This window comes from Paenibacillus sp. MER 99-2, assembly GCF_023714095.1.
Classification (GTDB): Bacteria; Bacillota; Bacilli; order Paenibacillales; family Paenibacillaceae; genus Paenibacillus.
In genome coordinates, this window is record NZ_JAMAUZ010000001.1 from 984,713 (window position 1) to 1,008,768 (window position 24,056).

The window sequence follows — 24,056 nt, forward strand, 5'->3', positions numbered from 1 at the left end:
TTGATGCAAGAAAACGTGTGCTTTCTTGTCAAAGCGGGTCAGCTATACTATAATGAGCAAAGAAATTATGGGATTTTAGCAATGTGCAGTTTAACAGTTTAAAGGGGGAACGTATTATGAGTTTACGTTATTTGACCGCAGGGGAAACGCACGGACCCCAATTGACAGCTATTATTGAAGGATTACCGAGCAATCTGAATATTGACTTTGAAGAACTGAACTTCCAGCTTCACCGCCGCCAAAAAGGATATGGTCGTGGACGCCGGATGCAAATTGAGAAGGATCAGGCAACATTTGTTGGTGGAATTCGCCATGGATATACAACAGGAGCACCTGTAGCACTTGTTGTTGAAAATAATGACTGGAAGCACTGGCAGAAGATTATGAACATTGAGCCAATCGAAGGAAGTGATGAAGAGAAGCGTCGTGTTCATCGTCCACGTCCTGGACATGCTGATCTTAACGGTGGACTCAAATATAATCTAAAGGACTTGCGTAACGTACTGGAGCGTTCGAGTGCACGTGAGACTACAGTCCGTGTAGCATGTGGTGCAATTGCAAGACAATTCTTAGCAGAATTCGGGATCAAAGTTGCTGGACGTGTCCTGCGTATTGGAGAGATTGAGGCTCCTTATCGTGACCTGCCAATTGATGAATTGATCGAGGTGACAGAAGCTTCGTCAGTACGTGTAACTGATGCAGAGACTGAGAAGAAGATGGAAGCATACATTGATCAAATCAAACAAGAAGGCGACTCCATCGGCGGTATCGTTGAATGTATCGTTGAAGGTGTACCGATTGGTCTGGGTAGCCACGTACAGTATGACCGCAAATTGGATGCTCGAATTGCTCAGGGTGTAATGTCCATCAATGCCTTTAAAGGGGTAGAGATCGGTATCGGATTCGAAGCGGGTACAATTCGTGGATCTCAAGTGCATGATGAGATTATGCATACAGATGAGCGCGGCTACCACCGTGCAACGAACCGCTTGGGTGGATTCGAAGGTGGTATGACTAACGGCATGCCTGTCGTTGTGCGAGGCGTAATGAAGCCAATTCCAACCCTTTATAAACCGCTCCAAAGCGTGGATATTGATACCAAGGAAGCTTTCTCAGCTCAGGTTGAGCGTTCCGATGCATGTGCAGTTCCTGCAGCGAGTGTTGTTATGGAGCATGTGGTTGCATGGGAGATCGCAAAAGCGTTCCTAGAGAAGTTCGGTGGAGACTCCATGGAGGAAATCCGCGCGAACGTTGCAAGCTACCAAGCTCAATTGGAGAACTACTAAAATGCGCCAGTTAACAGTTCAATTGGAAGAAAGATCATACCCGATTCTGATTGGTTCTGGTTTATTAGCACAAGCACCTCAATTTTTTGAGCAATATGGTTTAACGAAAAAAAGTCCGTTACTTATTATTACGGATGAAAATGTGGCTCCCAAGTATCTTTCGACATTTGAACAAATGCTGAGCACAGCTGGATTTACAGTTGTCTCGGCCGTTGTTCCTGCTGGCGAGACCTCGAAGTCATTATCCGTTTATCAAGATATGATGACAGCTGCCATTGAGGGCAAGCTAGATCGAAGCTCAGCCATTATTGCTCTGGGCGGTGGTGTGGTTGGAGATCTGGCTGGATTCGTTGCAGCTACATACATGCGTGGAATTAAATTCGTTCAAGTGCCTACTACAATACTGGCTCATGACAGCAGTGTGGGCGGTAAGGTGGCTGTCAATCATCCACTTGCCAAAAATATGATCGGTGCATTCCATCAGCCAGAGCTTGTGCTCTACGATGTGGATACACTTCAAACGTTGCCTCCTCGTGATGTATCTGCTGGTTTATCGGAGATGCTGAAACATGGCTTGATTCGTGACGAAGCGTTTGCACACTGGTGTGAAGAGCATGCAGAGCTGTTACTCGCATTAGATCCAGAGGCACTTGGCTATGGACTTGAGCGTGGATGCGGAATTAAGGCAGAGATTGTATCTAGAGATGAACGCGAAAATGGAGAACGAGCGCTGCTAAACCTGGGTCATACGATTGGTCACGCTATTGAAGCAATTGCTGGATACGGCGAATTCCTGCATGGTGAAGCAATCTCGATTGGTATGGCTGGCTCAGCATTGCTTGGAGAGAAGCTGGGAGCCCCAGCAGGGCTGTATGATGATACGGTTCGTATGCTTCGTGCCTTGCGTCTTCCTGTAACTTTGCCGAGTCATCTAGGTACAGATGCATTAATGGAAGCGATGATGCATGACAAGAAGTTCCGTGAAGGACATATGGTCTTCATTATTCCTGAACGTATTGGAGCAGCTCGAATTGAAAAAGACGTGCCTGTGTCAACTGTCATCGAAGTGATTGAATTGCTTAAGAAGGGAGATTAACAACATGGTGACACGCGGAATTCGCGGGGCTACAACAGTCACGCATAACACCGAAGAACATATTTTGCAGGAGACGGCCATATTGTTACAAGAGATCGTAGATCGTAATGATATTACGCCGGAAGATATCTGTAGTGTTTGGATCACAATGACGGGAGATTTGGATGCAGCTTTTCCTGCAAAAGCCATTCGCCAGTTGGAAGGCTGGGAGCTTGTGCCGCTAATGTGCGCACTGGAAGTTCCAGTAGAAGGGGCATTGCCACTATGCATTCGTTTTATGGTGCATGTGAACACAGCTAAAGCCCAGAATGAAATTAATCATGTTTACCTGAATGGTGCGCAGGCATTGCGACCTGATCTCGCAGCACCTTCCGGTTCATAATTCCAGTGGTTGTCAAACCGAATGGAATCATGTATAGTGAGAAGCAGTTGAGTAGAGTTTAGATTGAGCTGAGAGCAGCTGAGCTAGTGGAGTAATAGCAGAGTCCAGCGGGTGGTAGCCGGAGAAACATAGGCCGGTCAACTGATTCGCGGTACGTCGCGCTATAGGATTACAGGATTAGGGAAAGAGACGTGTCCAGTGACATCGTTTTGTTTTGGTATAGCCTGGTCAAATGGAGACAGATTCTGTGAATACATTCATGGATGAAGAGATTTGATTTAGTGCACCTTAACGGAACCTGTGTACAAGTGGATGTACGTTTAATCTACCAATAACCTGATGAATCCGGCACAAGATGTATAGGGACTTGTTATTTATAAAACACGAACTTGTTGAATACAGCTTATAACCAAACCTCTACCTGATGGTAGAGGTTTTTTTGTATATATGTACCTAATCTGAAAGGACGTGATCTAATGATAACGCCAAACGTTAATCAAGTACTGAAAATGTCAAATGAATATAATCTGATTCCCGTTGTTAAAAGGATCTTGGCTGACATGGAGACGCCAATCCGAATCTTCCGCCGTTATGCCGACAATGACCGGGCATTCCTGTTGGAAAGTGTTGAGGGTGGAATTCAATGGGCGAGATATTCCTTTATCGGTACAGATCCGTTCTTGATGATTTCCGCCAAAAAAGGCCGAATTGTAGTTGAAGAGGCTGGGCAAACGCGAGAGCTTCCGGGCAAGCCGATCGAAGAACTGAAAGCTCTTTTGCGCAAGTATCGTAGCCCAAAAGATGATGAACTTCCTCCATTTACGGGCGGAGCGATTGGATTTTTCGGTTACGATTTACTGCAATATTATGAGAAGCTTCCAGCACACGCACTGGATGATCTAAAAATGGATGATATTCGCTTCATGTTCTGTGACCAGATTATCGTGTTTGACCATGTGAAGCAACAGATGCTGCTTGTAGGTAATGTGCATGTACGAGATGGAGCTACGGATGATGAAATCCGCCAAGCTTATGCACTGACTTCTGAGAAGCTGGAGCAGGCTGCAGAGCGTTTGCAGCAACAAGGGCCAGGTGAAAACTTGAATCCACGTTCGATTCCAGGTGATGTTGACCTTGGTGATGTTCGTTCCAATCTGACGAAAGAGCAGTTTATTGGCAATGTGGAGCAGGCCAAAGAATACATCCGCGCCGGAGATATTTTTCAAGTAGTGCTTTCCCAGCGTTTTCACATTGATACCGAGGTTTCTCCGCTTCACGTATACAGAGTGCTGAGAACGTTGAATCCATCACCTTATATGTATTATCTGAAGATGGATGATGAGATTATAGTAGGAACCTCGCCTGAGGCGCTAGTTAAAATAGATGGAAACCGTGTGGCGACACGCCCAATTGCAGGCACTCGTCCAAGGGGTGCAACAGAGAGTGAAGATCGTGCACTTGCAGCAGATCTGTTACAGGATGAGAAGGAGCGTGCAGAGCATTTGATGCTGGTTGACTTGGGTCGAAACGATCTGGGGCGGGTATCGAACTTTGGTACCGTTAAGTGTGACATGTTTATGGAGATCGAGCGGTACTCTCACGTTATGCACATGGTGTCCAATGTGACGGGTGAGCTTAGAGAAGATAAGGATTTCTTCGATGCATTTCTCTCCTGTCTGCCAGCAGGAACCGTGTCTGGTGCACCAAAGCTGCGTGCGATGGAAATTATTGCGGAGCTTGAGCGTGAGGCACGAGGGGCGTACGCGGGAGCGATTGGTTATCTTGGCTTCTCGGGCAATATGGATTCTTGTATTACAATCCGGACCATTATTTTCAAAAAGGGAAAAGCTTATGTGCAGGCTGGAGCAGGAATTGTATGGGATTCTGTGCCTGAGAAGGAATATGAAGAGACGGTGAACAAAGCCAAAGCGCTGCTCAAGGCGATTCGGACAGCGGAAGCGATGTTCCCGGCCAAGAGCAAACATCATGGATTGAAACTTGCTAATGCTGATTATTTTGTAAGTCCAGCAGGCGTCGCAGAAAACTGAGAGAGGAGAGACCGGAAATGAATATGAACCCTGTAATGAATGACAACTTGCAGCAGCTGAATTCAAAGCCTCAGTCTGAAGAGGGGATGAAACAAGGTCTGGCTAAAATTTTGGAGGGACATGATCTCCAGCAAGCGGAAGCACGTGACCTGATGTACTCCATTATGAAAGGTGAGGCTACTCCGGCTCAAATCGGAGGTTTGCTGATGGCGCTGCGGATGAAAGGTGAAACCGTGGATGAAATCACTGGTTTTGCCGAGGCTATGCGTGGTCAAGGGGGCAGAATTCTTACCGATGGTAATGGGCTGTTAGATACTTGTGGTACAGGTGGCTCAGGTATTCACAAATTTAATATCTCTACGGCCTCGGCAATTATAGCATCAGCAGTTTCTGTTCGTGTGGCCAAACATGGCAATCGTTCTGCATCAGGTAAAGCAGGCAGCGCCGATGTGCTTGAGGCGTTAGGGGTTAATATTCATCTGAATGGAGAGCAAGCGAGACAATGTCTTGATGAGATTGGAATCTGTTTCTGTTTTGCTCAAGTATATCATCCATCAATGAAACATGCGGCTGCACCGCGCAAAGAGCTAGGTGTTCGCACAATCTTTAATATGCTTGGACCGCTAACTAACCCTGCGGGTGCAGATCGTCAATTGCTCGGTTTGTACGACCGTAGCCGCACACCAATGATTGCTGAGGTTTTGAATCGTTTAGGATTAAAGAGAGCCTTAGTAGTTGCTAGCCATGATGGTTTGGATGAAATTAGTATTTCTGCTCCTACCCAAGTATCGGAGTTAAGAAATGGAGAAGTACACACATATGACATTGATCCACGCAGTATGGGATTAAACTTGCACCCACTTGAAGCGGTACTGGGAGGAGATGCAGCCCAAAATGCCGAAATTATTAAACGGATCTTCCAGGGAGAGCGGAGCGCATATCGTGATGTTGTTTTGCTGAATGCTGGGGCATGTATCTATGTGTCTGGTCTTGCAGATAGCATTGCGGAAGGTGTGACTATGGCTGCTGAGGCTGTAGATACAGGAAAGGCTGCTGGGAAACTGGAACAGTTAATATACACAACGGAGGCGTACAGTCATGTATCTTGATCGAATCGTTGCAACCAAACAGCAGGAAGTTGAAGTGCTCTCACAAACATTTAACATGGATGAGGCGCTTAAAGAGATTGAGCAGTTGCCAGCAACACGAGAGTTTGAACGGGCGTTAGCAGAAGGGCGTAACCGAAAACTGGGGCTTATTGCCGAAGTGAAGAAGGCTTCACCGTCCAAAGGATTAATTCGACCGGACTTTGATCCGGTGAACATTGCATTAGCTTATGAACGGGCTGGAGCAGATTGTATCTCTGTACTCACAGATGTTTCTTACTTTCAAGGAAGTGCAGCGTATTTGAAGGAGATCCACCAAGCAGTGAACATTCCATTGCTTCGCAAAGATTTTATTATAGATGAGCGGCAGATTGCCGAGGCAAGACTACTAGGAGCAGATGCAATTCTGCTGATTGCCAGTATTTTGACACCAGATCAGATGCGACGTTACTTGGATTTTGCCAAAAGTATAGGTCTGGACGCTTTAATTGAAGTGCATGATCAAGCCGAACTTGAGCAGGTGTTAGAGATTCCGCAGGCAACGCTAATCGGGATTAACAATCGGAACCTAAAAACATTCGAGACCAGTCTGAATACAACCCTTGATCTTATGAAACTGATTCCATCAGAGGTGACACTCATCAGCGAAAGTGGAATTGATGGTGCTGAGCGGCTAGAGGAATTAATTAGAGCCGGTGTTCACGGGATCCTCGTTGGGGAGCATCTGATGCGTAAGGATGACGTTGAAGCGGCTGTGAATGAATTAATGGGTTCTCGATGATGAATGAATATACGAATGGCGGTACTGGAAGCAGAGACGTGAATCTGCACAAGCAACCGGCAGCGGCCGTAAAAATTTGTGGACTTCAGGACGTTGAAGTGCTAAAATCGATGATAAACTTGCCTGTTGATTATGTTGGTGTTGTTTTTGCCAAATCCCGTCGCCGTATTGAACCTAAGCAGGCTGTCGAATTAAAAGAAGTATTGCTGATGTGGACGGCATTGGATCGACCGAAGTTAACCGGGGTATTTGTTAATCCAACTATGGAAGAGCTTGAACAGGTCATGGACGCTGCTGCATTAGATGTAATACAGCTACATGGACAGGAAACACCAGCGTTCTGTGAGCAGGTGAAGCAACGCTTTCAGACTGAAGTCTTCAAAGCTTTTTCTTTTCCTAAAAATGAGTCCGGTACCGAAGCGGTTGATACCACGCTAAAGACACTTGATAATTACGTGCACACAATAGATGCTATATTGCTTGATACGTATGATCCTCAATATGTTGGTGGTTCTGGTCATACCTTTGCTTGGGAACGGATTCCAACCTATGCGAAGTGGGCGAGAAATCACGGTATTGCCTTGTTTGTGGCTGGTGGTTTGCAGCCTGATAATGTTCAACAATTAATTCAGACATATGCACCGGATGGCGTTGACGTATCAAGTGGAGTAGAGACGGACGGTGTTAAAGATATCGCAAAGATTACAGCATTTGTAGAGAGGGTGAAGCAGGCATGACACATCAATTGCCGGATCAACACGGGCGTTTCGGCTCCTTCGGAGGCCGCTTTGTTCCTGAGACATTAATGAACGCATTAATCGAACTAGAGGAAGCATACAGCCGCTTTTCAGAAGATGAGGAATTCAATAAAGAATTAAACTATCTGCTAAGTGAGTATTCTGGTCGGGAGACTCCGCTGTATTATGCAGAGCAACTTTCTCGTCGTCTGGGTGGGCCAAAGGTGTACCTGAAGCGTGAGGATTTGAACCACACGGGTGCACATAAAATCAATAATGCCATCGGGCAAGGATTACTTGCTAAACGGATGGGCAAAAAGAAAGTCATTGCTGAAACGGGAGCAGGTCAACATGGCGTAGCTACAGCAACGGTTGCTGCTTTGCTTGGTTTAGAGTGTAAGGTATTCATGGGTGAGGAAGATACCGAGCGTCAACAATTGAATGTATTCCGGATGAAGTTGCTCGGTGCAGAAGTCATTCCAGTAACGTCAGGAACGAGAACGCTGAAGGATGCAGGAAATGAAGCTCTGAGATATTGGGTTAGCAACGTAGAAGATACATTTTATGTCCTTGGTTCAGTTGTAGGGCCACACCCTTATCCAATGATGGTGCGTAACTTCCAGCGGGTAATCGGGGATGAGACTCGTCGCCAGATTCAAGAGCTTGAAGGTCGTCTGCCTGATGTCATTGTTGCAGCAGTAGGTGGCGGAAGTAATGCCATCGGTATGTTCTATCCGTTTATCGGTGATGCAGATGTGAAGCTTATAGGGGTCGAAGCAGCAGGAAAAGGTGTGGATACTGAATTCCATGCGGCAACGATGAGCAAAGGAACACATGGCGTATTCCAAGGCTCTATGAGCTATTTGTTGCAGGATGAATATGGACAGGTTCAGCCGGCTCACTCCATCTCTGCTGGATTAGATTATCCGGGTGTAGGGCCAGAGCATTCATATCTTAAAGATATCGAGCGCGCGAAATATGTTCCGATCACGGATCAGGAAGCATTGGATGCCCTGCAATTGCTCTCCAGAACTGAAGGAATCATACCTGCTCTAGAGTCTGCTCATGCCGTTGCACAGGTAGTTAAGCTTGCTCCCGAGCTCACGTCTGATGATATTGTCGTGATTTGTCTATCAGGTCGTGGAGATAAGGACGTTGAATCCATCATGAAGTATACGGGAGGGCAATTCGCATGAATTTAATGGATCAAACCTTCCAACAATTGAAAGAGCAGAATCGAACAGCACTTATTCCTTTTCTGACCGTTGGAGATCCAAATGTGGATACAACGGTGGAGATCATTAAGGAGCTTGAACAAGCAGGTGCAGATATTTTAGAGCTGGGTGTACCTTACTCAGATCCACTCGCCGACGGTCCTGTCATTCAACGTGCTTCCGAGCGGGCGCTGAAAAGTCAGATCACCATTCGTACATGTATGGAGACGGCAGCTAAGGCACGTGAGGCTGGAGTGAAGATGCCTTTTGTTTTGTTTACGTATTATAATCCTGTGCTCCAGACAGGTCTTGATGTATTTTTTGATGAATTGCTCAAACATGACATCAGTGGCATGATTATCCCGGATCTTCCGATTGAAGAGGCTGAAGAAATGCGTCGTCGTGCTGAAGCGGCGGGCGTGCATTTGGTGCCGCTTGTTGCACCTACGTCCAATGCCAGAATTGAGCGTATCGTCTCGGGTGCACGTGGTTTCATCTATTGTGTATCTTCCCTCGGTGTAACCGGAGAAAGAGCATCCTTCTTTGAAGGCGTTGAGCAGTTTATTGAAACGGTTAAAAGTTTAACTGACCTTCCGGTAGCTGTTGGATTCGGTATATCCAGCCGTGAACAGGTGGCACATTTCTCCCGTATTTGTGATGGGGTTGTTGTGGGTAGTGCTATTGTTCGTCAGGTGGAGGAGGCCATCCCGCTTTTGGAGAATCCGGAGACCCATCAGGCAGGACTGTTGCAAATTCGCAACTTTGTGGCACAATTAAAAGGATAGGGACGTATTTAAGAATCCCTCAGTATGTAATAGCATCATGATCTTTATTTGATGAACAGGAGGTGGTCGGATTGAAACCTAAATCCCAGATTGTTAATCTGCCGGTGTACCAGCCAGGCAAACCGATTGAAGAAGTGAAACGTGAACTGGGGCTTGAGCAAGTCATCAAGCTGGCCTCCAACGAGAATCCATACGGCAGCTCTCCTGCTGCATTAGAAGCTATTACTAGAGAAGTCGTGAATGTTAGCATATATCCGGACGGAAGTGCGGCTGAGCTTACAGGAGTTCTTGCTGAGCATCTCGGCGTGAATCGCAACAATCTGATTTTTGGCTGTGGGTCGGATGAGATCATTGCCCTGATTACACGGGCGTTCTTCCTTCCGGGAGACGAGACGATCATGGCAGATCAGACGTTTTCAGTATATAAAAGCAATGCCGATATTGAGGGCGCGGTAAGCATTGAGGTACCATTGAAGGATGGGACTCATGATTTGACGTCCATGCTGGCACAGATCAACGACAAAACAAAAGTGGTGTGGGTATGTAACCCTAACAATCCTACAGGCACGATCATTTCGGAACAGGAACTGACTGCGTTTATGGATCGGGTACCTTCACATGTTATGGTGGTGCTGGATGAAGCCTATTATGAATTCGTAACGGATCAAGCCTATCCTCAAAGTATTGCTTTGTTAGATCGTTACCCTAACTTGGTTATTTTGCGGACATTCTCCAAAATTTATGGATTGGCTTCCTTACGGATCGGATATGGTATCGCAAGCCCGCAGATCATCGACTTAATTAATCGTGTGCGTGAGCCATTTAACACCTCGCGGTTTGGTCAGGTGGCGGCGACAGCAGCGATACGGGATCAGGCTTTTGTTAAAGAGTGTGCTCAGCGCAATACGGAAGAGCGTGAATTCCTGCAAAATGAGTTCTCACGCCTTGGATTGCCATACTTCCCTTCGCAAGGTAACTTCATTATGGTTGACTTGGATATGCCATCAGCGACAGCATTTCAATCTTTGCTTAAGCAAGGTATTATCGTGCGTCCGAATTTCCAAGTGTATCCAAGCTACATCCGTGTGTCCGTTGGAACATCAGAACAGAACCGTGCATTTATCGCGGCACTGGAGAACACGCTGGCAGAGAAGGCGGTCGCACGCCCTTAATTCTAGCGATGAAAGAGTGAGGACTACATGAAACTAAAAATTGCAATGATTGGTGTAGGGCTCATCGGTGGTTCCCTGGCGCTGTGCTTCAAAGGCAAGCCAGGTGTATCGGTGATGGGCTATGCCCATCTGCCTGAACTGAAGGACAAGTACATAGCAAGTGGTGTAGTCGATGATGCTACGCTATCACTGGAGGAAGCGGTGCAGGATGCCGACTTCATTTTTTTGTGTGTACCTGTAGGTTTACTGGAATCGTATTTTCAACAATTGGCGAAGCTTCCCTTGAAAAAAGGATGCATCATTACGGATGTTGGCAGCACCAAGGCTTCTATCGCTGCGTGTGCTGAGCATGTTCGAATGACTGATGCTTATTTCATTGGTGGACATCCGATGGCTGGATCAGAGCGTGCAGGCGTTGACGCGGCATCTGCTGTATTGTTTGAGAATGCTTATTATGTATTGACTCCTTCAATGCACGTACCGGAGGAAGCCTATAGCCGTTTGTCTGAGCTCTTAGCATATACTAGAGCACAGATTGTTCGAGTCGAACCGCTGTTACATGATGATATTGTGGGAGCAATCAGCCATTTGCCACATGTTATCGCGGTAGCACTTGTTAATCAGGTGCGGGAGTATAACGAATCTAATCCACTCTATAAAATGCTGGCAGCTGGTGGTTTCCGGGATATTACCCGGATCGCATCAAGTGATGCTATTGTGTGGAGAGATATTTTGCTTAGCAACCGTGAGGTGCTCCTAGGTTTAATGAAGGATTGGAACAGCCAAATGTCTGCGTTCACTGATATGTTGGAAGAGCAGGACGGGGAAGGAATTGAACAGGCTTTTCGTCAAGCGAGGGAGTTCAGAAGTGTTCTTCCTGAGCGTCGGAAAGGTATGATCTCATCTTTATTCGATCTGTACACGGATGTCCAGGATGCGCCAGGGATGATTGGTAAGATTGCTACCGAGCTTGGGGCAAATGATATCAACTTGAGCAACTTGGAGATTATCGAGAATCGTGTGGACGTACCCGGCATCATGCGATTATCCTTCCGCCAAGAAGAAGATATGGAGCGAGCGAAAACATTGCTTGCTTCTCTTGGATACCAGGTTTGGGTTTAAACATGCGTAGAGTTAAGTGAAGAAGAGGGCGAAAGCCCTCTTTATTTGCGTGTGAAATTCACTTGTTCTTATGTTGTTACTTGAAATCGGGAAATAAACACAAAAAAAAGACCGCTTACATAAGCGGCCATTGCTCACGTGGAGCAATACAGTTATTGGATAGGAGTGGAGAGAAACCATACTGTACCCTTATTATATGTATACGTTTTCATTTTGTCAACAGATAAAGCGTAATTATTTTAAATAATCATAGCTTCCGTAAATTAAGGAAAAAGTTTGTATAAACGCAACCATTTTCAATCTTCATACGTTTGAAGTTTAGAATGCATTACGAAACGAAACAAGCCCGAATGAAATAGGGTGTTCGTTTCCTGCAATAGTTCAGTAATGGTAGTTCATTGGCATTGGAGGATTATTTTGCGTCACCGGGGTCATAGACGAGAAAAAGAAAGCATATGAATGTCTGGTCGGGCTCCTGTTGAACGGAATAGATTTGCCAGCAACGGCTGACCGTTGTACAATAAATACTGTTAATGTAGAAACGTTGGGGAAATTGCCATTACATAGGGGAATTTGGCGGGAAGGCCTGTTTTTTGGCGCTGAACGCTGTTTATATGCGGTGAGAACCGCAACTTTTTTGTGCCTGTTCGGTAATACATGGATAGAGTCGAACGGGGAGAAGCACATGGATGGGCGAGGAGGGGTCGCACTCAAATGACGGATTCCCAGTTGATTCGAGAGATCAAGGAAGGTAACCTGGAGTTATATTCCGAGCTGATGCGTCGTTATCAGCGTAAAATACTGGCTTTCGTATATCATATGTTGAAAAGTTCCAATATGGAGCTGCTTGCGGAAGATCTCTGTTCTGAGACTTTCTATAAGGCGTTCCGCAGTTTACACTCATTTCGTGAGGTGGATGCCTCCTTCTCTACGTGGTTGTATACCATTGCGAGAAATACGGTATTGAGTGAGCTTCGCAAACAGCGCAGTGGTAATGTCCCACTTGAAGAGAGTGGTGTTGTGCCGATTGCACCTTCGGAGAATGCTCCAGAGCATGCTGTGTTGCGTAGTGAGCGGGTGATGCTGGTTAGGGATGCCATTAACAATTTACCGGAGAAGCAGCGTTCTGCCATTATACTCCGTGAGTATGATCAGTTAGACTACCAAGAGATAGCTACTATTCTTGGGCAGAGCGTGAGTTCTGTGAAATCGTTATTGTTCAGAGCAAGATCAAGCGTAAAAACTCAATTGGAACCTTATTTCTTCGAACCGGTGTACGAACCATATGAAGGGATGAAGAACCGATGAATTGCAATGAAGCCCAGGAACTGTTTGCACTGGTTTGGGACTTGCCGGCAACTCATCCTCAGCAGATTGCATTTCATGCTCATCTAGCTGGTTGTGAGGAGTGCTCGCAGCAGTTTGAAGTTTGGCATGAAGCTCAACTTTTGCTGCATAGCATACCGACACCTGTAACAGAGCAACAGGCAGAGAGGGTAAATCGAAATGTAATGGATCGCATTTATGCGGAGTCACCATGGCTCTTGCCTGAAGAGGCAAAAGTAAATCGATTCTCTGCTGCAGTGCGCAAGCATATGTCTTTGTGGATTGCTGCGTTTCTGGCTATTTTTTTGTGCAGCTTCCTGTACATGGCGATGTTTAAACCAGCCGTATCGGAAGCAGGGCAACCGCCCGTCATCTCCACAGGTATATTGGAGACAGCCGTTGCTGGCAGCGAACCATCTTCATCTGGAATGTATCAGTATAATATGCCAGGGGCAGATCGGGGCAGCATTATTGAGCCGTTTGTCGTGAGTATGGGACCAACCTATCCAGGATACTGGATGGCTCTATCCTTACTGGCCATTGGTATGGCGTTATTCTCGCTTGGACGCATGCATCGTACAACGAGCAAGCGTAAGCAAGGCGTGGGTGCCTAGTTATATGATCATTACCGTGTATTGAGAAATGAGGGATAAGATGCGGATCGGGCTTATACGTCACGGTTTAACGGATTGGAATTCTGCAGGACGTATTCAAGGGCAGACAGATATTCCATTGAATGCAGAAGGCCGTGAACAAGCAGATCGTTTGGGTAAACGCCTTCTCACAGAGGAATATCAATGGGATTATATCATTACTAGTGGTTTATCTCGCGCCCAGGAGACTGGGGAGATTATTTCCAAGCTGCTGAATGTACCTATGCTTGAACCAGATGCAAGGTTGAAGGAGAGGGCATTCGGACAGATCGAAGGTTTGACCTCGGAAGAACGAATCGCACGGTGGGGTGTAAACTGGGAGACGCTGAATCTTGGGCAGGAGCACATCTTGGATATTCAAGCGCGTGCACTGGCGTTTTTGGAGGATATATGGTCTACATATCCGGACAAAACTGTCCTGATTGTATCCCACGGAGCATTTCTGGCGAATCTGTTATCCGCTATCTTTAAAGATCGGTATACAGAACGAATAGGCAATCTCTCACTTACGATTTTGGAGAAGAACGAGATTGACTGGAGTCCGCTGTTATATAACTGTACAGAGCATCTTATAATGAATTCAGCCAAACAATCTGAGTAATGAACTCGGGTTGTTTTTTTTTGCCTTCTGCGGACTATTGAAGTAGGGAATAGGAAGACTTGTCTCTTGTTTTTCTTCTGATCAGGCACATCTAGGCATAGGATGGTTACTAACAGATAAAAGATTTAATAAAAGATTTGAAAAAAGAGGTTTAGATCATGGGAATTCCGTCAACGATGTTTACAAAACCAAACTACTCTAGGCTCTGAATCAGCAGTCATAAGTAGTTAGCTGGCGAGGCGATGACCCATGAATCTAGCGGATATGCTTACTTTTGCAGATATTGGCCAACTGAATCGAATAGCAGATTATTACCAGTGTGAGTGTAAGCCCAATTCCAAACATGAACTCATCCAGAGTATTCTCACCACATTGGGGAGCAGAGCTTTTTTTGAACAACAGGTTCGTGAATTGAATCCCGTTCAATTACGGTTTCTGAACAATCTGTTATTTGATCCCCGCCAATATCTCGGTATTGAGGAACTGGTTGCGATAGCTCGTCAATCCATGGACAAAAAGGAAAACGAGACTGGAGCCAGTCCACGTGATCTGATCACTCGTTTTCATAAGAGTGGATGGTTATTTAATGGAACGACGCAGCATACAAAATATTTGTACCAAGTCCCTCTTGATCTGAAATTAAGATTCCGAGATGTGTTATCAAACCATCTGAGAGCCGAAATCACAAACACAAGTGAACCGACAATGTATAGGGATGAATATCACTTGCTTGTCGATGATCTTCGATTGTTTCTGCAATATGTGCAGCAACACGAGATTGCACTTAATGCTGAAGGCATGATGTATCGTCGTTCACAGCAGCAGTTGATGGAGCATCTGCATGTCAGCGAAGAGCTGGTTGGCAAAGCAGGCTGGAGATTTGGCTATGGTCGCTCCTTCAAGGATTATCCGGATCGATTCGCTTTAATCTATGACTATGCATTTCACTATCGGCTCATCCGTGAGGAACAAGGAATGCTGCAACTGACGTCCGCTGGCGAGGAAAAACTAGCTGCTGAGAAATCAACAGAGAAAACATTGGAAATGATACAGCTATTTCGATTTTGGTTAAGACTGTATAAAGGTGCTATTCCAAACCTAGCCTCGATCGTCTATTGGACAGGGGAATGTGCCGATGAATGGTCTAGTACAGAGTCGCTGTTTCGCCAGATAGGCTCGTTTATTCAACCTTTCTACTACGATACGCCTGAGACAATCTTCGACAACCGTATCATCAAAATGATGCTGCATCTCGGGATGCTTCGGATCGGGGAAACTGCGGATGGACGAACTGTACAAATGACGGCTTGGGGTGCGCGTCTTGCTGACTCCTGTCGCTCACTTTCTGGAGACATTTCACCAGTTCTGTTTGACAAATGAAGGACAAGTTGCTAAAATCACTCCCAAATTAAGGAGTGATACGAATGATAATTCCATATCAAGGCATACTGCCGCAGCTGCATCCTTCGGTATACGTTGCTGAAGGTACGAAACTTATTGGCGATTTGAGAATGGGCGAGGAGTCTACCGTTTGGTTTAACGCTGTGCTGAGGGCGGATTTAGCGCCGATCATCATTGGACAGCGTTGTAATATACAAGATAATACGGTTGGTCATGTGAATACAGATCAGCCCTTGATCATGGGAGATGATGTTTCGGTCGGACATTCTGCTATTATTCATGGCTGTCAGATTGGAACTGGGTCACTGATTGGTATGGGAGCCATACTTCTTAATGGAGCCGAAATAGGGGAATACTCCTTAATCGGCGCCGGTTCAGTAGTTACTGAGAATACCAAAATTCCGCCCTATACTCTTGCTTTGGGAACACCAGCCAAAGTGATACGTGAATTGACGGATGCTGATCTTGAGCGGATGTCCAGAACTTCACTAGGTTATGTTGCCAAAGGAAAGGAATATAGGAGCTCTTAAATCCGTTTTTGGAGGTGCATCCTATTGGATAAAATGAAAGTTACGTATGAAGTCATGTTGGGGCTGGCTGCTGAGATGGTGTGGGACGAGGCGCTTCGTAAACAGCGTAGCGAGAAGCTGTATATGGAAATCGACAAAGCGCTGGCTACTGGAGACGAAGTAGCTTTCCGGAGTCTAACGGATGAACTGAAAGCCATAAGCTGATATTCAATATTAAAATAAACATTCATATAGAATGGATATACAACAAGGAGTGCGTACATCGCATTCCTTGTTTTTTATTGCATTTTCTAGTGTAGGGTACCCTGTTCGGTACTAATTGTACGCTTTTAAAGAGAAAGGTCAAATTTAAATCAATAGATTTATACGATATGCTCATATATAATATGGGAATAAAATGGATGGAGAGGGGAAATAGGGAAGTGAAATTCAGTGAGATGACTCAAGACAGCTGGGCTGAGCTGCAACTCTATCTGGACACATGTCTAATTCCTTATACAGCTCTCACAGGTAATCAATCACCAGTTGAAGCTACCGAAGCGTTGGAGCGACTTAGAGATTTTTTAGACTTGGTAGAGATCCCTTTCAAAGGGCGAATAATGACCTATCCGGCGTTCCATTTTGAAATTCCGGAAATGTCAATGGCATTAAACACCGTGTGTAAACAGCTTAAAGCGTCTGGATTCAAATATGTGGTTATAATGTCATCAGATGGTTTTCTGGAGGAAGAACATATGCCCGATGCAGATTTGATTTTACTTCGCTCAGATATCGTTCAAAAAATAAAAGAAAACGAAATTCCTCGGTATATCGGGGAGAAAATTCGTGAGTTATGGAAAAAATGAATTCTAATTGGTGAATGTGACAAAATATCGACACTTTTGTAATAACGCTTACAATTGAACCTTAAAAAAGTGTGACAAATTCTTGACGGTGTTCTAGGGCTACTATATGATTATGTATGTTCTAGTAAGACGTGGAATTTCTGATAATGAAAACGGTTGAGAGAGTTGGCTGAAAAAGGGGGTTGGAGACAGTATGAGCAGTGAGCATGACCAGCACGAAGACTCAAAGAGACCGCCAAGCCGGATGGAAATGTCACGCAGGCAGTTTTTGACGTACACGCTTGGTGGAGCTACAGCCTACATGGCCGCCGGTGCAGTTCTGCCCATGATCCGTTTTGCGGTGGATCCGATTTTGCAGCATAAGGGAGAAGGCACCTCTGTCAAAGTAGCAGAGATCAGCAAAATTACAACTGAACCTCAAGAATTTACATTTGAACTACAACAACAGGACGGTTGGTATCTAAGTAATGCTTCGTTGGTGGCTTGGATTCGCAAAGACGAGCAGGGTCAAATTTATGCGCTTTCGCCTATCTGCAAACATCTAGGATGTACCGTAGGTTGGAACAGCGACAAAAATTATCCTGATGAGTATCACTGCCCTTGCCATGGTGCGCACTATGACAAGGAAGGGAAAAATCTTGCCGTGGCCCCGAAACCGCTGGATGAGTACGTGGTCAAAGAGGAACAAGGCTGGGTATACCTCGGCGAGATCGTTCCGAACACCAGAGTGAATTAGGAGGCGTGGACGCAGATGTTTAAAAATATCTATGACTGGATTGACGAACGTCTCGATATCACGCCCATCTGGAGGGACGTTGCGGATCATGAGGTTCCAGAGCACGTGAACCCGGCACATCATTTTTCCGCATTCGTGTACTGTTTTGGTGGGTTGACGTTCTTTATCACCGTAATTCAGATTTTGTCAGGGATGTTTCTGACGATGTATTACGTGCCTGACATTATTAATGCTTATGCGAGTGTCGAGTATTTGCAAACCAAAGTAGCCTTCGGTCAAATTGTACGCGGAATGCACCACTGGGGAGCGAGTCTTGTCATCGTAATGATGTTCTTACATACGATGCGTGTGTTCTTTACAGGCTCTTACAAGGCACCGCGTGAAATGAACTGGGTAGTAGGAATGTTAATCTTTTTCGTCATGCTAGGTCTTGGATTGACAGGATACTTATTGCCATGGGATAACAAAGCATACTTTGCTACCAAAGTTACTTTGGAAATCGCCAACACAGTTCCGTGGCTTGGACCAATTATTAAAGAGTTTTTACAAGGTGGTACCATTGTAGGTGCACAAACGTTAACACGTTTCTTCGCCCTACACGTTTTCTTCCTCCCCGCAGTGCTTCTAGTGCTACTGGTCGGACACTTTATTATGATCCGCAGACAGGGTATTTCAGGACCACTATAATTTGAGAAGGGAGGAATCGTAATGGCTCACGGACCGAAGTCAGAGGATGAGGAAAAGATTATCTATGTCGGTGATTCTCGCGTCCGCAAGGGTGCTGGTTTCATCACGCCGCCAGACTACACGGCTTATCCGGGCAAGTCTGAGGCGTTCATCCCTAACTTTTTGCTGAAGGAATGGATGGTTGGTGTTGTGGTCTTGGTCGGTATTCTTGTACTTACCATATCTGAACCTGCACCTTTAGGTTATCCGGCTAATCCGAGCGCATCGGTTATTCCGATGCCTGACTGGTACTTCCTATTTCTGTATCAGTATTTGAAATATCCGTATGCTTCTGGTGACTATGTGCTGCTCGGCGTATTGGGGGTAAGTGGAGTTGCTTTTGGTGCGTTGCTGCTGGCGCCGTTTCTTGATACGGGTAAGGAACGTCGCTTCTATAAGCGCCCGATTGCTTCATCGCTGATGATTCTGTCTGTCATTTCTGTATTCTATCTCACGAATGTTGCTTGGACGCACTACAAGCATGAGCTCGAGGCGTCAGGTCAGAAGCCTGAGCACATTCAACGGGAAGAAGAAGCGCATGAGAGGGCTGAACAGGGACTACCTACTTCTAATGCACCAGGACAACAGCAGGAGGTTGCTATCGTCGAAAAGGATGATCCAGCGATGGAAACGTTCAAGAAAGCGGGTTGTATTGGGTGTCATGCAGCCGATATGAAGGGTGGACCTTCAGGCCCATCCCTTCGAGGTGTAGGTGACAAACATAGCCAGGAAGAGATTCTGACGATTGTAAAAGAAGGTTATAACCAAATGCAGCCTCAGTACAATAATGCTATTGCTCAAGGTGTTACCGATGAGGAGATTACGCATCTGACAGAATGGCTTGCGAAACAGAAGGCAGAACAGTAAAATCGAATTAACCAATGAAACCTGATCGTTTACACGGTCAGGTTTTTTTGAGACTTTAGCTATACTTGAAAACAAGGTTGTAGGAAGGGGCAGCGAACGTGTCTTTATCGTTTTTCTGGAGCAAGGAATTTTTGACAAACCGCTATTTCCTGTGGCTTCTATTTTGGTGTAATGCATTAGGAACAGTATATGGATACATATGGTATGGCGATCAGTTGGTAGACACGCTGGAGAAGCAGCCGCTATGGCAAATTGTATTTGTACCCGATAGTCCAACGGCAAGCTTATTCTTTACGTTGTCTTTATTATGGATTTTGTATAACCCGAAATCGCTATGGGTTAATCGTATTGGACATGTGATACAAGCGTTAGCTGTAGTGACCTCTGTGAAATATGGTGTATGGGCAATTTCTATCATTTTTGCGGGATGGTCGCAGGGGAATGTGGCAGCATGGCAGGATTGGATGTTGATTGCATCACATGGCGCTATGGCTATTGAGGCTTTGTTGTATGTTCGGTTTTTTGGTTTCCGCTGGGTAGCACTTTTAATTGCGGCATTGTGGACTTTACTAAATGACACAATGGATTACACGTATGATATTTATCCTTGGCTGCCCTACACCCTGTGGGAACATGTAGATCTCGTACGCAATTTTACAGTTGTCTTAACGCTCTTAAGTATCTTGGTATCATGGCTTGCATTGAGACAAGCCAAACGGAGTTAATTTCACGTACGAGCCTGTTCTAAGGAAGGAAAACCTGCCATAGATTGATGGTGGGGGGGATGTCCATGAAGAGAAGGTTCAAGCGTACACTAAGGTTATGGATAATATCGTTCATGGCTCTACTGTTCTGGGCGAACTTGTCATATAGTGGTTTTGCGCAAAGTAATGGAGAGACTGGTCAGGCCGAACAATCTGTTTCTGCCAATCTTTCGATTCAGCAGATGAATGAGGAAGCAGCTCTATTATACCGATATGCACTGGAGCATGATGTGGAGAAGGTTAGAGGCAGTATTCTTAGGATCAGTAATGGGCTGGAACATATATCGTTCGAAGGTCAAACGTCGGTGGAGGGCATCCATGCCTTATCTGAGACGGTGGTCGAAGTGAAAGAGGCTGCTGTGCGTATTAAAAGTGATACTGCAGCTCTGCAGCAAGCTTCGGCGAAATTAAGACTGGCTGCCGATAGCCTGGCTAACCCTACAAAGCCACTATGGCTTCAGTACTATAAGATTATAAAAGACGATCTCCAGGCTTTGTCGTTAGCGGCGAATCAGCAACAAAATGCTGCGTCACTATCGAGTCGGTATGCAGCATTGGAAGAGCATTACGAGACTGTTCGTCCAGCAGCACTGATTCGGCGCGAACCCTACGAGATTGCACAACTGGATGCCTGGCTGTCCCATACAAAAGGACTGACGATGGGGAAACAGCCTGATCTCTCTCAACTACAGGCTATGATGATGCACGGTGAAGAGTTGGTGAATCAGTTGTTTGGACGCGAAAAGGATGAAAGTGCCTTCGTTCCATTTGTACAAGGGCCGGATCGGAGAGCAGCGGGGATGTTTATTACGTCAGTGATTGTTGCGGCTCTAAGTTACGCAGGATTTCGGAAATATCGGGCTCAGCAACAAGGAATATTTCCTTTTCGGAGATAAGTAACAATAACATGTAAAATAAGAAGAGACCTCTGTCCACAAGAAAGGCTGTCGTATAGCTGATATCTTGGGTTAGAGGTCTTTTCAATATGATTAGTTTTCCTTGAAACCCTCACCGTGAACATCGTGTACATCACTTATAATGACAAATGCACGCGGATCAACGGAACGCACGATGGTTTGCAAACGTCTAAATTCCTGACGAGAAATAACGCAGTATGCCACGTGCTTAGCTTGTTTCGAGTAGGCTCCAATAGCGGGAATGAGTGTTACCCCACGATCCATTTCCCGGGTAATCAGATCAGCAATTTCGGGAGCATGGTCACTAATGATCATAAACGCACGAGCAGAGTATGCCCCTTCCTGGATAAAGTCAATAACTTTGGAAGCGATGAATACAGCCACGAGGGTATATAGAATTTTTTCTTTTGGAATGTAAATTAGGGAGATCCCAATGATAATAAAATCTATGCCGAGCAGTATACGTCCCATACTCCATCCATATTTTCGATTCAGAATGCGGGCGATAATATCTGAACCACCTGTCGTTCCGCCCCAGCGAAAGACGATCCCGAGGCCTGCGCCAAGTGTAACACCTGCATATAACGCAGCAAGTAAGAGATCGTTTTCCGTATGGAGAGGTTCAATCCAGCCCATATGAATCATTTTTTCAAACAACCATAGGAAAATCGTGAGCGCTCCGATCCCCACGCCTGTATAGACCATCTGCTTGCCACCCAAAATTTTGAGTCCAATCAGGAAAAGTGGCACGTTCAGAATTAAGGTTGTGAGTGAAGGAGAGATGCCAAACGCATAGTTAACCAAGACGGTAACGCCGGTGACTCCGCCTTCCATCAGCTGGTTAGGGATAATGAAATAGAGCAATCCGAACGCGTACAAGGCTGTACCGAGCAAAATAGGCAGAATTAATTTGAATTGTACCCATGATTTTATTGTACTCATAAGATCCCTCACCATATGTAAATTTAGAATGTCAAAGAGGTTGTTCAAAAATTCCGCTTTCCTTTTTGAACACGCACTTAAAGCAATCATTCCCATCCTAGTATACCTTTTTGTAGATTCTTTAAAAATGATTTGTGGTTTATATTGTGGAAGTGTATCTAAATAACTGATATTATTATGAACAAATACGACATTATTTCAAAAGGAGAATCCGTTCTCATGGAGAAAAGCATCGCAGAAATGCAGCGTGAGGTTGATCTATATATCTCACAGTTCAAAGAGGGATACTTCAGTCCACTCGCCATGCTGGCTCGTATGTCAGAGGAAGTAGGGGAGCTTGCGCGGGAAGTGAATCATGAGTTTGGTGAAAAGCCGAAGAAGGCTTCTGAAGCAGATAACTCGATCGAACTGGAACTTGGAGATATTTTATTTATCACGATTTGTTTTGCCAATTCGCTCGGCATTGACCTGGCTCAGGCACACGATAAAGTCATGCATAAATTTAATACACGCGATGCTAATCGGTGGACTCCAAAAAACACCGATTAGGCGTAGATTACATATGCTGTACCATCACCCGATTGGGGAGGGACAGCTTGGATGATGAAGCCGGAAGATTACATGCAGCAAGCTTATCGCTGTATTTTGCAAAATGATTTTGAGCAGGCGATTCGGTGGTTCGAATCAGCCATTAACGCTTACCCGGAACATGCGGAGCTCTATTATCGCTGTTCCATCACGCATGCGCGCAGTCAGCACCTAAGTCCTGCATTGCAATATGCTCGCAAGGCCGTGGAGTTGTCTCAGGATACGGAGGAGTACAGATTGCATTTGCAGACGCTTGAAGCGAAGGAACTAAGCATTCAAGCCAAGGGTATGTTAGAACAGGCAGGAAGTGGAACACATGAACGTTATGTGCAAGCTGCTAGACTGCTTAAGCAAGCCGTTAAGCTTGACCCTTTATCTGTGGAGGCACTTGTCATGCTAGCTCTTGCATACAGCGATCTGAACGAGTTTGACCTTGCAATGAAGGCTGTACGTGATGCATTGTCTCTGGATCCACAGAATGGTCAACTGCATCTATTGCTCGACCAAATCAAACAGCGTATGAACTCTATTCAATAAGAATCCATTCTAATGGCGACATTAACATAGAATGGATTCGGACTACTGATCAAACATAGCGAGGAGATGCAGCCAAGATGAGTGAAAAAATCAGAGTTGCCGTCATTGGAGCGGCTGGCCGGATGGGCCGAGAAGTGGTGAAATTGGTGCTTCAAGATCCTGAATTAGAGTTGGCAGCAGCAGTTAACCGTTCCGGCGCCGGCACAGACGCCGGAACACTCGTCGGTCTTCCAGAGTGTGGCGTATTGGTGACCGACGATATTGAAATGGCTTTTGCTGAGACTAAACCGCAGGTAATGGTGGATTTTACGATCCCACAATATGCGTTTAAACATACTGAAATTGCGATCCGTTATGGGGTAAGACCCGTTATGGGTGTTACAGGGTTTACAACCGAACAAATTGAGCAACTGGACAAGCAGTGTCAGGACAAAGGCATCGGAGGTTTGATTGCTCCTAACTTCTCCATTGGAGCGATATTAATGATGAGATTTGCGGCACAAGCGGCCAAACATATGCCTAACGTGGAGATCATAGAGTACCATGGGGAGCAGAAGCTGGATGCGCCTTCAGGAACGGCGATCAAAACAGCGGAGCTGATTGCAGCGAACCGTGAGGAACTTCGCCAGGGGAACCCGAATGAAGAAGAGCTTATCGAGGGATCACGTGGTGGATATTACAATGGTTTCCGCATTCATAGCGTTCGCCTACCGGGTATATTTGCACAACAGGAAGTTGTATTTGGTGATTTTGGCCAAACGCTCAAAATTCGCCATGATTCCTATGAACGTGCAGGTTACATGCCAGGTGTTAAAATTGGTATTCAAAAAGTTATGGAATATACAGGACTCATCTACGGTTTTGATAACTTTATCGACTAAAAGAGGCTGTTCA

27 protein-coding genes are annotated in these 24,056 nt (G+C 45.6%); 26 read left to right on the top strand and 1 reads right to left on the bottom strand.

What is annotated here, in order from left to right:
- Positions 1-116: 116 nt before the first annotated feature.
- From aroC to M3636_RS04600, 23 genes are all read left to right on the top strand, one after another.
- Entirely contained in the window at positions 117-1,286 is a 1,170-nt protein-coding gene (aroC, locus tag M3636_RS04490; protein WP_056696727.1) for a chorismate synthase, read from the top strand.
- A gap of 1 nt (position 1,287) precedes the next feature.
- Entirely contained in the window at positions 1,288-2,382 is a 1,095-nt protein-coding gene (gene aroB, locus M3636_RS04495) for a 3-dehydroquinate synthase (RefSeq protein WP_251381367.1), read from the top strand.
- Positions 2,383-2,386: 4 nt separating this feature from the next.
- On the top strand, positions 2,387-2,764 hold the full coding sequence (aroH, locus tag M3636_RS04500) for a chorismate mutase (protein ID WP_251381368.1): 378 nt from the start codon (positions 2,387-2,389) through the stop codon (positions 2,762-2,764).
- A gap of 476 nt (positions 2,765-3,240) precedes the next feature.
- Positions 3,241-4,812: an anthranilate synthase component I gene (gene trpE, locus M3636_RS04505; RefSeq protein ID WP_251381369.1), complete on the top strand. Its 1,572-nt coding sequence runs from the start codon at positions 3,241-3,243 to the stop codon at positions 4,810-4,812.
- Positions 4,813-4,847: 35 nt separating this feature from the next.
- Positions 4,848-5,921, top strand: a complete 1,074-nt coding sequence (gene trpD / locus M3636_RS04510; RefSeq protein WP_251382482.1) for an anthranilate phosphoribosyltransferase — start codon at positions 4,848-4,850, stop codon at positions 5,919-5,921.
- Positions 5,911-6,699 carry an indole-3-glycerol phosphate synthase TrpC gene (gene trpC / locus M3636_RS04515; RefSeq protein ID WP_251381370.1) on the top strand — a complete coding sequence of 263 codons (789 nt, stop codon included), beginning with the start codon at positions 5,911-5,913 and terminating at the stop codon, positions 6,697-6,699. Before trpD ends, trpC begins: the two co-directional genes overlap by 11 nt.
- A complete protein-coding gene (locus M3636_RS04520; RefSeq protein WP_285858715.1) occupies positions 6,699-7,436 on the top strand; it encodes a phosphoribosylanthranilate isomerase in 738 nt (245 codons plus the stop codon). Before trpC ends, M3636_RS04520 begins: the two co-directional genes overlap by 1 nt.
- Complete coding sequence (trpB, locus tag M3636_RS04525; protein ID WP_251381371.1) at positions 7,433-8,632, top strand: tryptophan synthase subunit beta; 1,200 nt, start codon at positions 7,433-7,435, stop codon at positions 8,630-8,632. The genes M3636_RS04520 and trpB overlap by 4 nt, the downstream gene beginning before the upstream one ends.
- Positions 8,629-9,435 (top strand): tryptophan synthase subunit alpha, encoded by an 807-nt coding sequence (gene trpA / locus M3636_RS04530; protein WP_251381372.1) that lies wholly within the window; start codon positions 8,629-8,631, stop codon positions 9,433-9,435. Before trpB ends, trpA begins: the two co-directional genes overlap by 4 nt.
- Before the next feature lie 71 nt (positions 9,436-9,506).
- Positions 9,507-10,607, top strand: a complete 1,101-nt coding sequence (gene hisC, locus M3636_RS04535) for a histidinol-phosphate transaminase (RefSeq protein WP_128102544.1) — start codon at positions 9,507-9,509, stop codon at positions 10,605-10,607.
- 27 nt (positions 10,608-10,634) lie between these two features.
- Positions 10,635-11,729 carry a prephenate dehydrogenase gene (locus M3636_RS04540; protein WP_251381373.1) on the top strand — a complete coding sequence of 365 codons (1,095 nt, stop codon included), beginning with the start codon at positions 10,635-10,637 and terminating at the stop codon, positions 11,727-11,729.
- A gap of 714 nt (positions 11,730-12,443) precedes the next feature.
- Positions 12,444-13,037 (top strand): RNA polymerase sigma factor, encoded by a 594-nt coding sequence (locus M3636_RS04545; RefSeq protein ID WP_251381374.1) that lies wholly within the window; start codon positions 12,444-12,446, stop codon positions 13,035-13,037.
- On the top strand, positions 13,034-13,669 hold the full coding sequence (locus M3636_RS04550) for an anti-sigma factor family protein (RefSeq protein WP_251381375.1): 636 nt from the start codon (positions 13,034-13,036) through the stop codon (positions 13,667-13,669). The genes M3636_RS04545 and M3636_RS04550 overlap by 4 nt, the downstream gene beginning before the upstream one ends.
- A gap of 40 nt (positions 13,670-13,709) precedes the next feature.
- Positions 13,710-14,309, top strand: a complete 600-nt coding sequence (locus tag M3636_RS04555) for a histidine phosphatase family protein (RefSeq protein ID WP_251381376.1) — start codon at positions 13,710-13,712, stop codon at positions 14,307-14,309.
- A gap of 249 nt (positions 14,310-14,558) precedes the next feature.
- Positions 14,559-15,689 carry a hypothetical protein gene (locus tag M3636_RS04560; protein WP_251381377.1) on the top strand — a complete coding sequence of 377 codons (1,131 nt, stop codon included), beginning with the start codon at positions 14,559-14,561 and terminating at the stop codon, positions 15,687-15,689.
- Positions 15,690-15,733: 44 nt separating this feature from the next.
- Complete coding sequence (locus M3636_RS04565; protein ID WP_251381378.1) at positions 15,734-16,240, top strand: gamma carbonic anhydrase family protein; 507 nt, start codon at positions 15,734-15,736, stop codon at positions 16,238-16,240.
- A 24-nt stretch (positions 16,241-16,264) separates the two neighbouring features.
- Positions 16,265-16,444 carry an IDEAL domain-containing protein gene (locus M3636_RS04570; protein ID WP_056696754.1) on the top strand — a complete coding sequence of 60 codons (180 nt, stop codon included), beginning with the start codon at positions 16,265-16,267 and terminating at the stop codon, positions 16,442-16,444.
- Positions 16,445-16,662: 218 nt separating this feature from the next.
- On the top strand, positions 16,663-17,085 hold the full coding sequence (locus M3636_RS04575) for a DUF2487 family protein (protein ID WP_251381379.1): 423 nt from the start codon (positions 16,663-16,665) through the stop codon (positions 17,083-17,085).
- Between the two features lie 193 nt (positions 17,086-17,278).
- Positions 17,279-17,821, top strand: coding sequence for a Rieske (2Fe-2S) protein (locus tag M3636_RS04580; RefSeq protein WP_251381380.1), 543 nt, complete (start codon positions 17,279-17,281; stop codon positions 17,819-17,821).
- A gap of 15 nt (positions 17,822-17,836) precedes the next feature.
- On the top strand, positions 17,837-18,508 hold the full coding sequence (qcrB, locus tag M3636_RS04585) for a menaquinol-cytochrome c reductase cytochrome b subunit (protein ID WP_056696759.1): 672 nt from the start codon (positions 17,837-17,839) through the stop codon (positions 18,506-18,508).
- A gap of 21 nt (positions 18,509-18,529) precedes the next feature.
- Positions 18,530-19,414, top strand: coding sequence for a menaquinol-cytochrome c reductase cytochrome b/c subunit (locus M3636_RS04590; RefSeq protein WP_251381381.1), 885 nt, complete (start codon positions 18,530-18,532; stop codon positions 19,412-19,414).
- A 98-nt stretch (positions 19,415-19,512) separates the two neighbouring features.
- Complete coding sequence (locus M3636_RS04595; protein WP_251381382.1) at positions 19,513-20,139, top strand: DUF1405 domain-containing protein; 627 nt, start codon at positions 19,513-19,515, stop codon at positions 20,137-20,139.
- Between the two features lie 65 nt (positions 20,140-20,204).
- A complete protein-coding gene (locus M3636_RS04600; RefSeq protein WP_251381383.1) occupies positions 20,205-21,074 on the top strand; it encodes a sporulation protein YpjB in 870 nt (289 codons plus the stop codon).
- A 93-nt stretch (positions 21,075-21,167) separates the two neighbouring features.
- Here M3636_RS04600 and M3636_RS04605 read toward each other — a convergent pair whose 3' ends face one another.
- Positions 21,168-22,037 carry a YitT family protein gene (locus M3636_RS04605; RefSeq protein WP_251381384.1) on the bottom strand — a complete coding sequence of 290 codons (870 nt, stop codon included), beginning with the start codon at positions 22,035-22,037 and terminating at the stop codon, positions 21,168-21,170.
- A 219-nt stretch (positions 22,038-22,256) separates the two neighbouring features.
- Between M3636_RS04605 and M3636_RS04610 the strand changes: the two genes are divergently transcribed.
- From M3636_RS04610 to dapB, 3 genes are all read left to right on the top strand, one after another.
- Positions 22,257-22,586, top strand: coding sequence for a nucleotide pyrophosphohydrolase (locus tag M3636_RS04610; protein ID WP_056696770.1), 330 nt, complete (start codon positions 22,257-22,259; stop codon positions 22,584-22,586).
- 51 nt (positions 22,587-22,637) lie between these two features.
- Positions 22,638-23,162 carry a tetratricopeptide repeat protein gene (locus M3636_RS04615; protein ID WP_251381385.1) on the top strand — a complete coding sequence of 175 codons (525 nt, stop codon included), beginning with the start codon at positions 22,638-22,640 and terminating at the stop codon, positions 23,160-23,162.
- Positions 23,163-23,239: 77 nt separating this feature from the next.
- Positions 23,240-24,043 (top strand): 4-hydroxy-tetrahydrodipicolinate reductase, encoded by an 804-nt coding sequence (gene dapB, locus M3636_RS04620; RefSeq protein ID WP_251381386.1) that lies wholly within the window; start codon positions 23,240-23,242, stop codon positions 24,041-24,043.
- Positions 24,044-24,056: the final 13 nt, after the last annotated feature.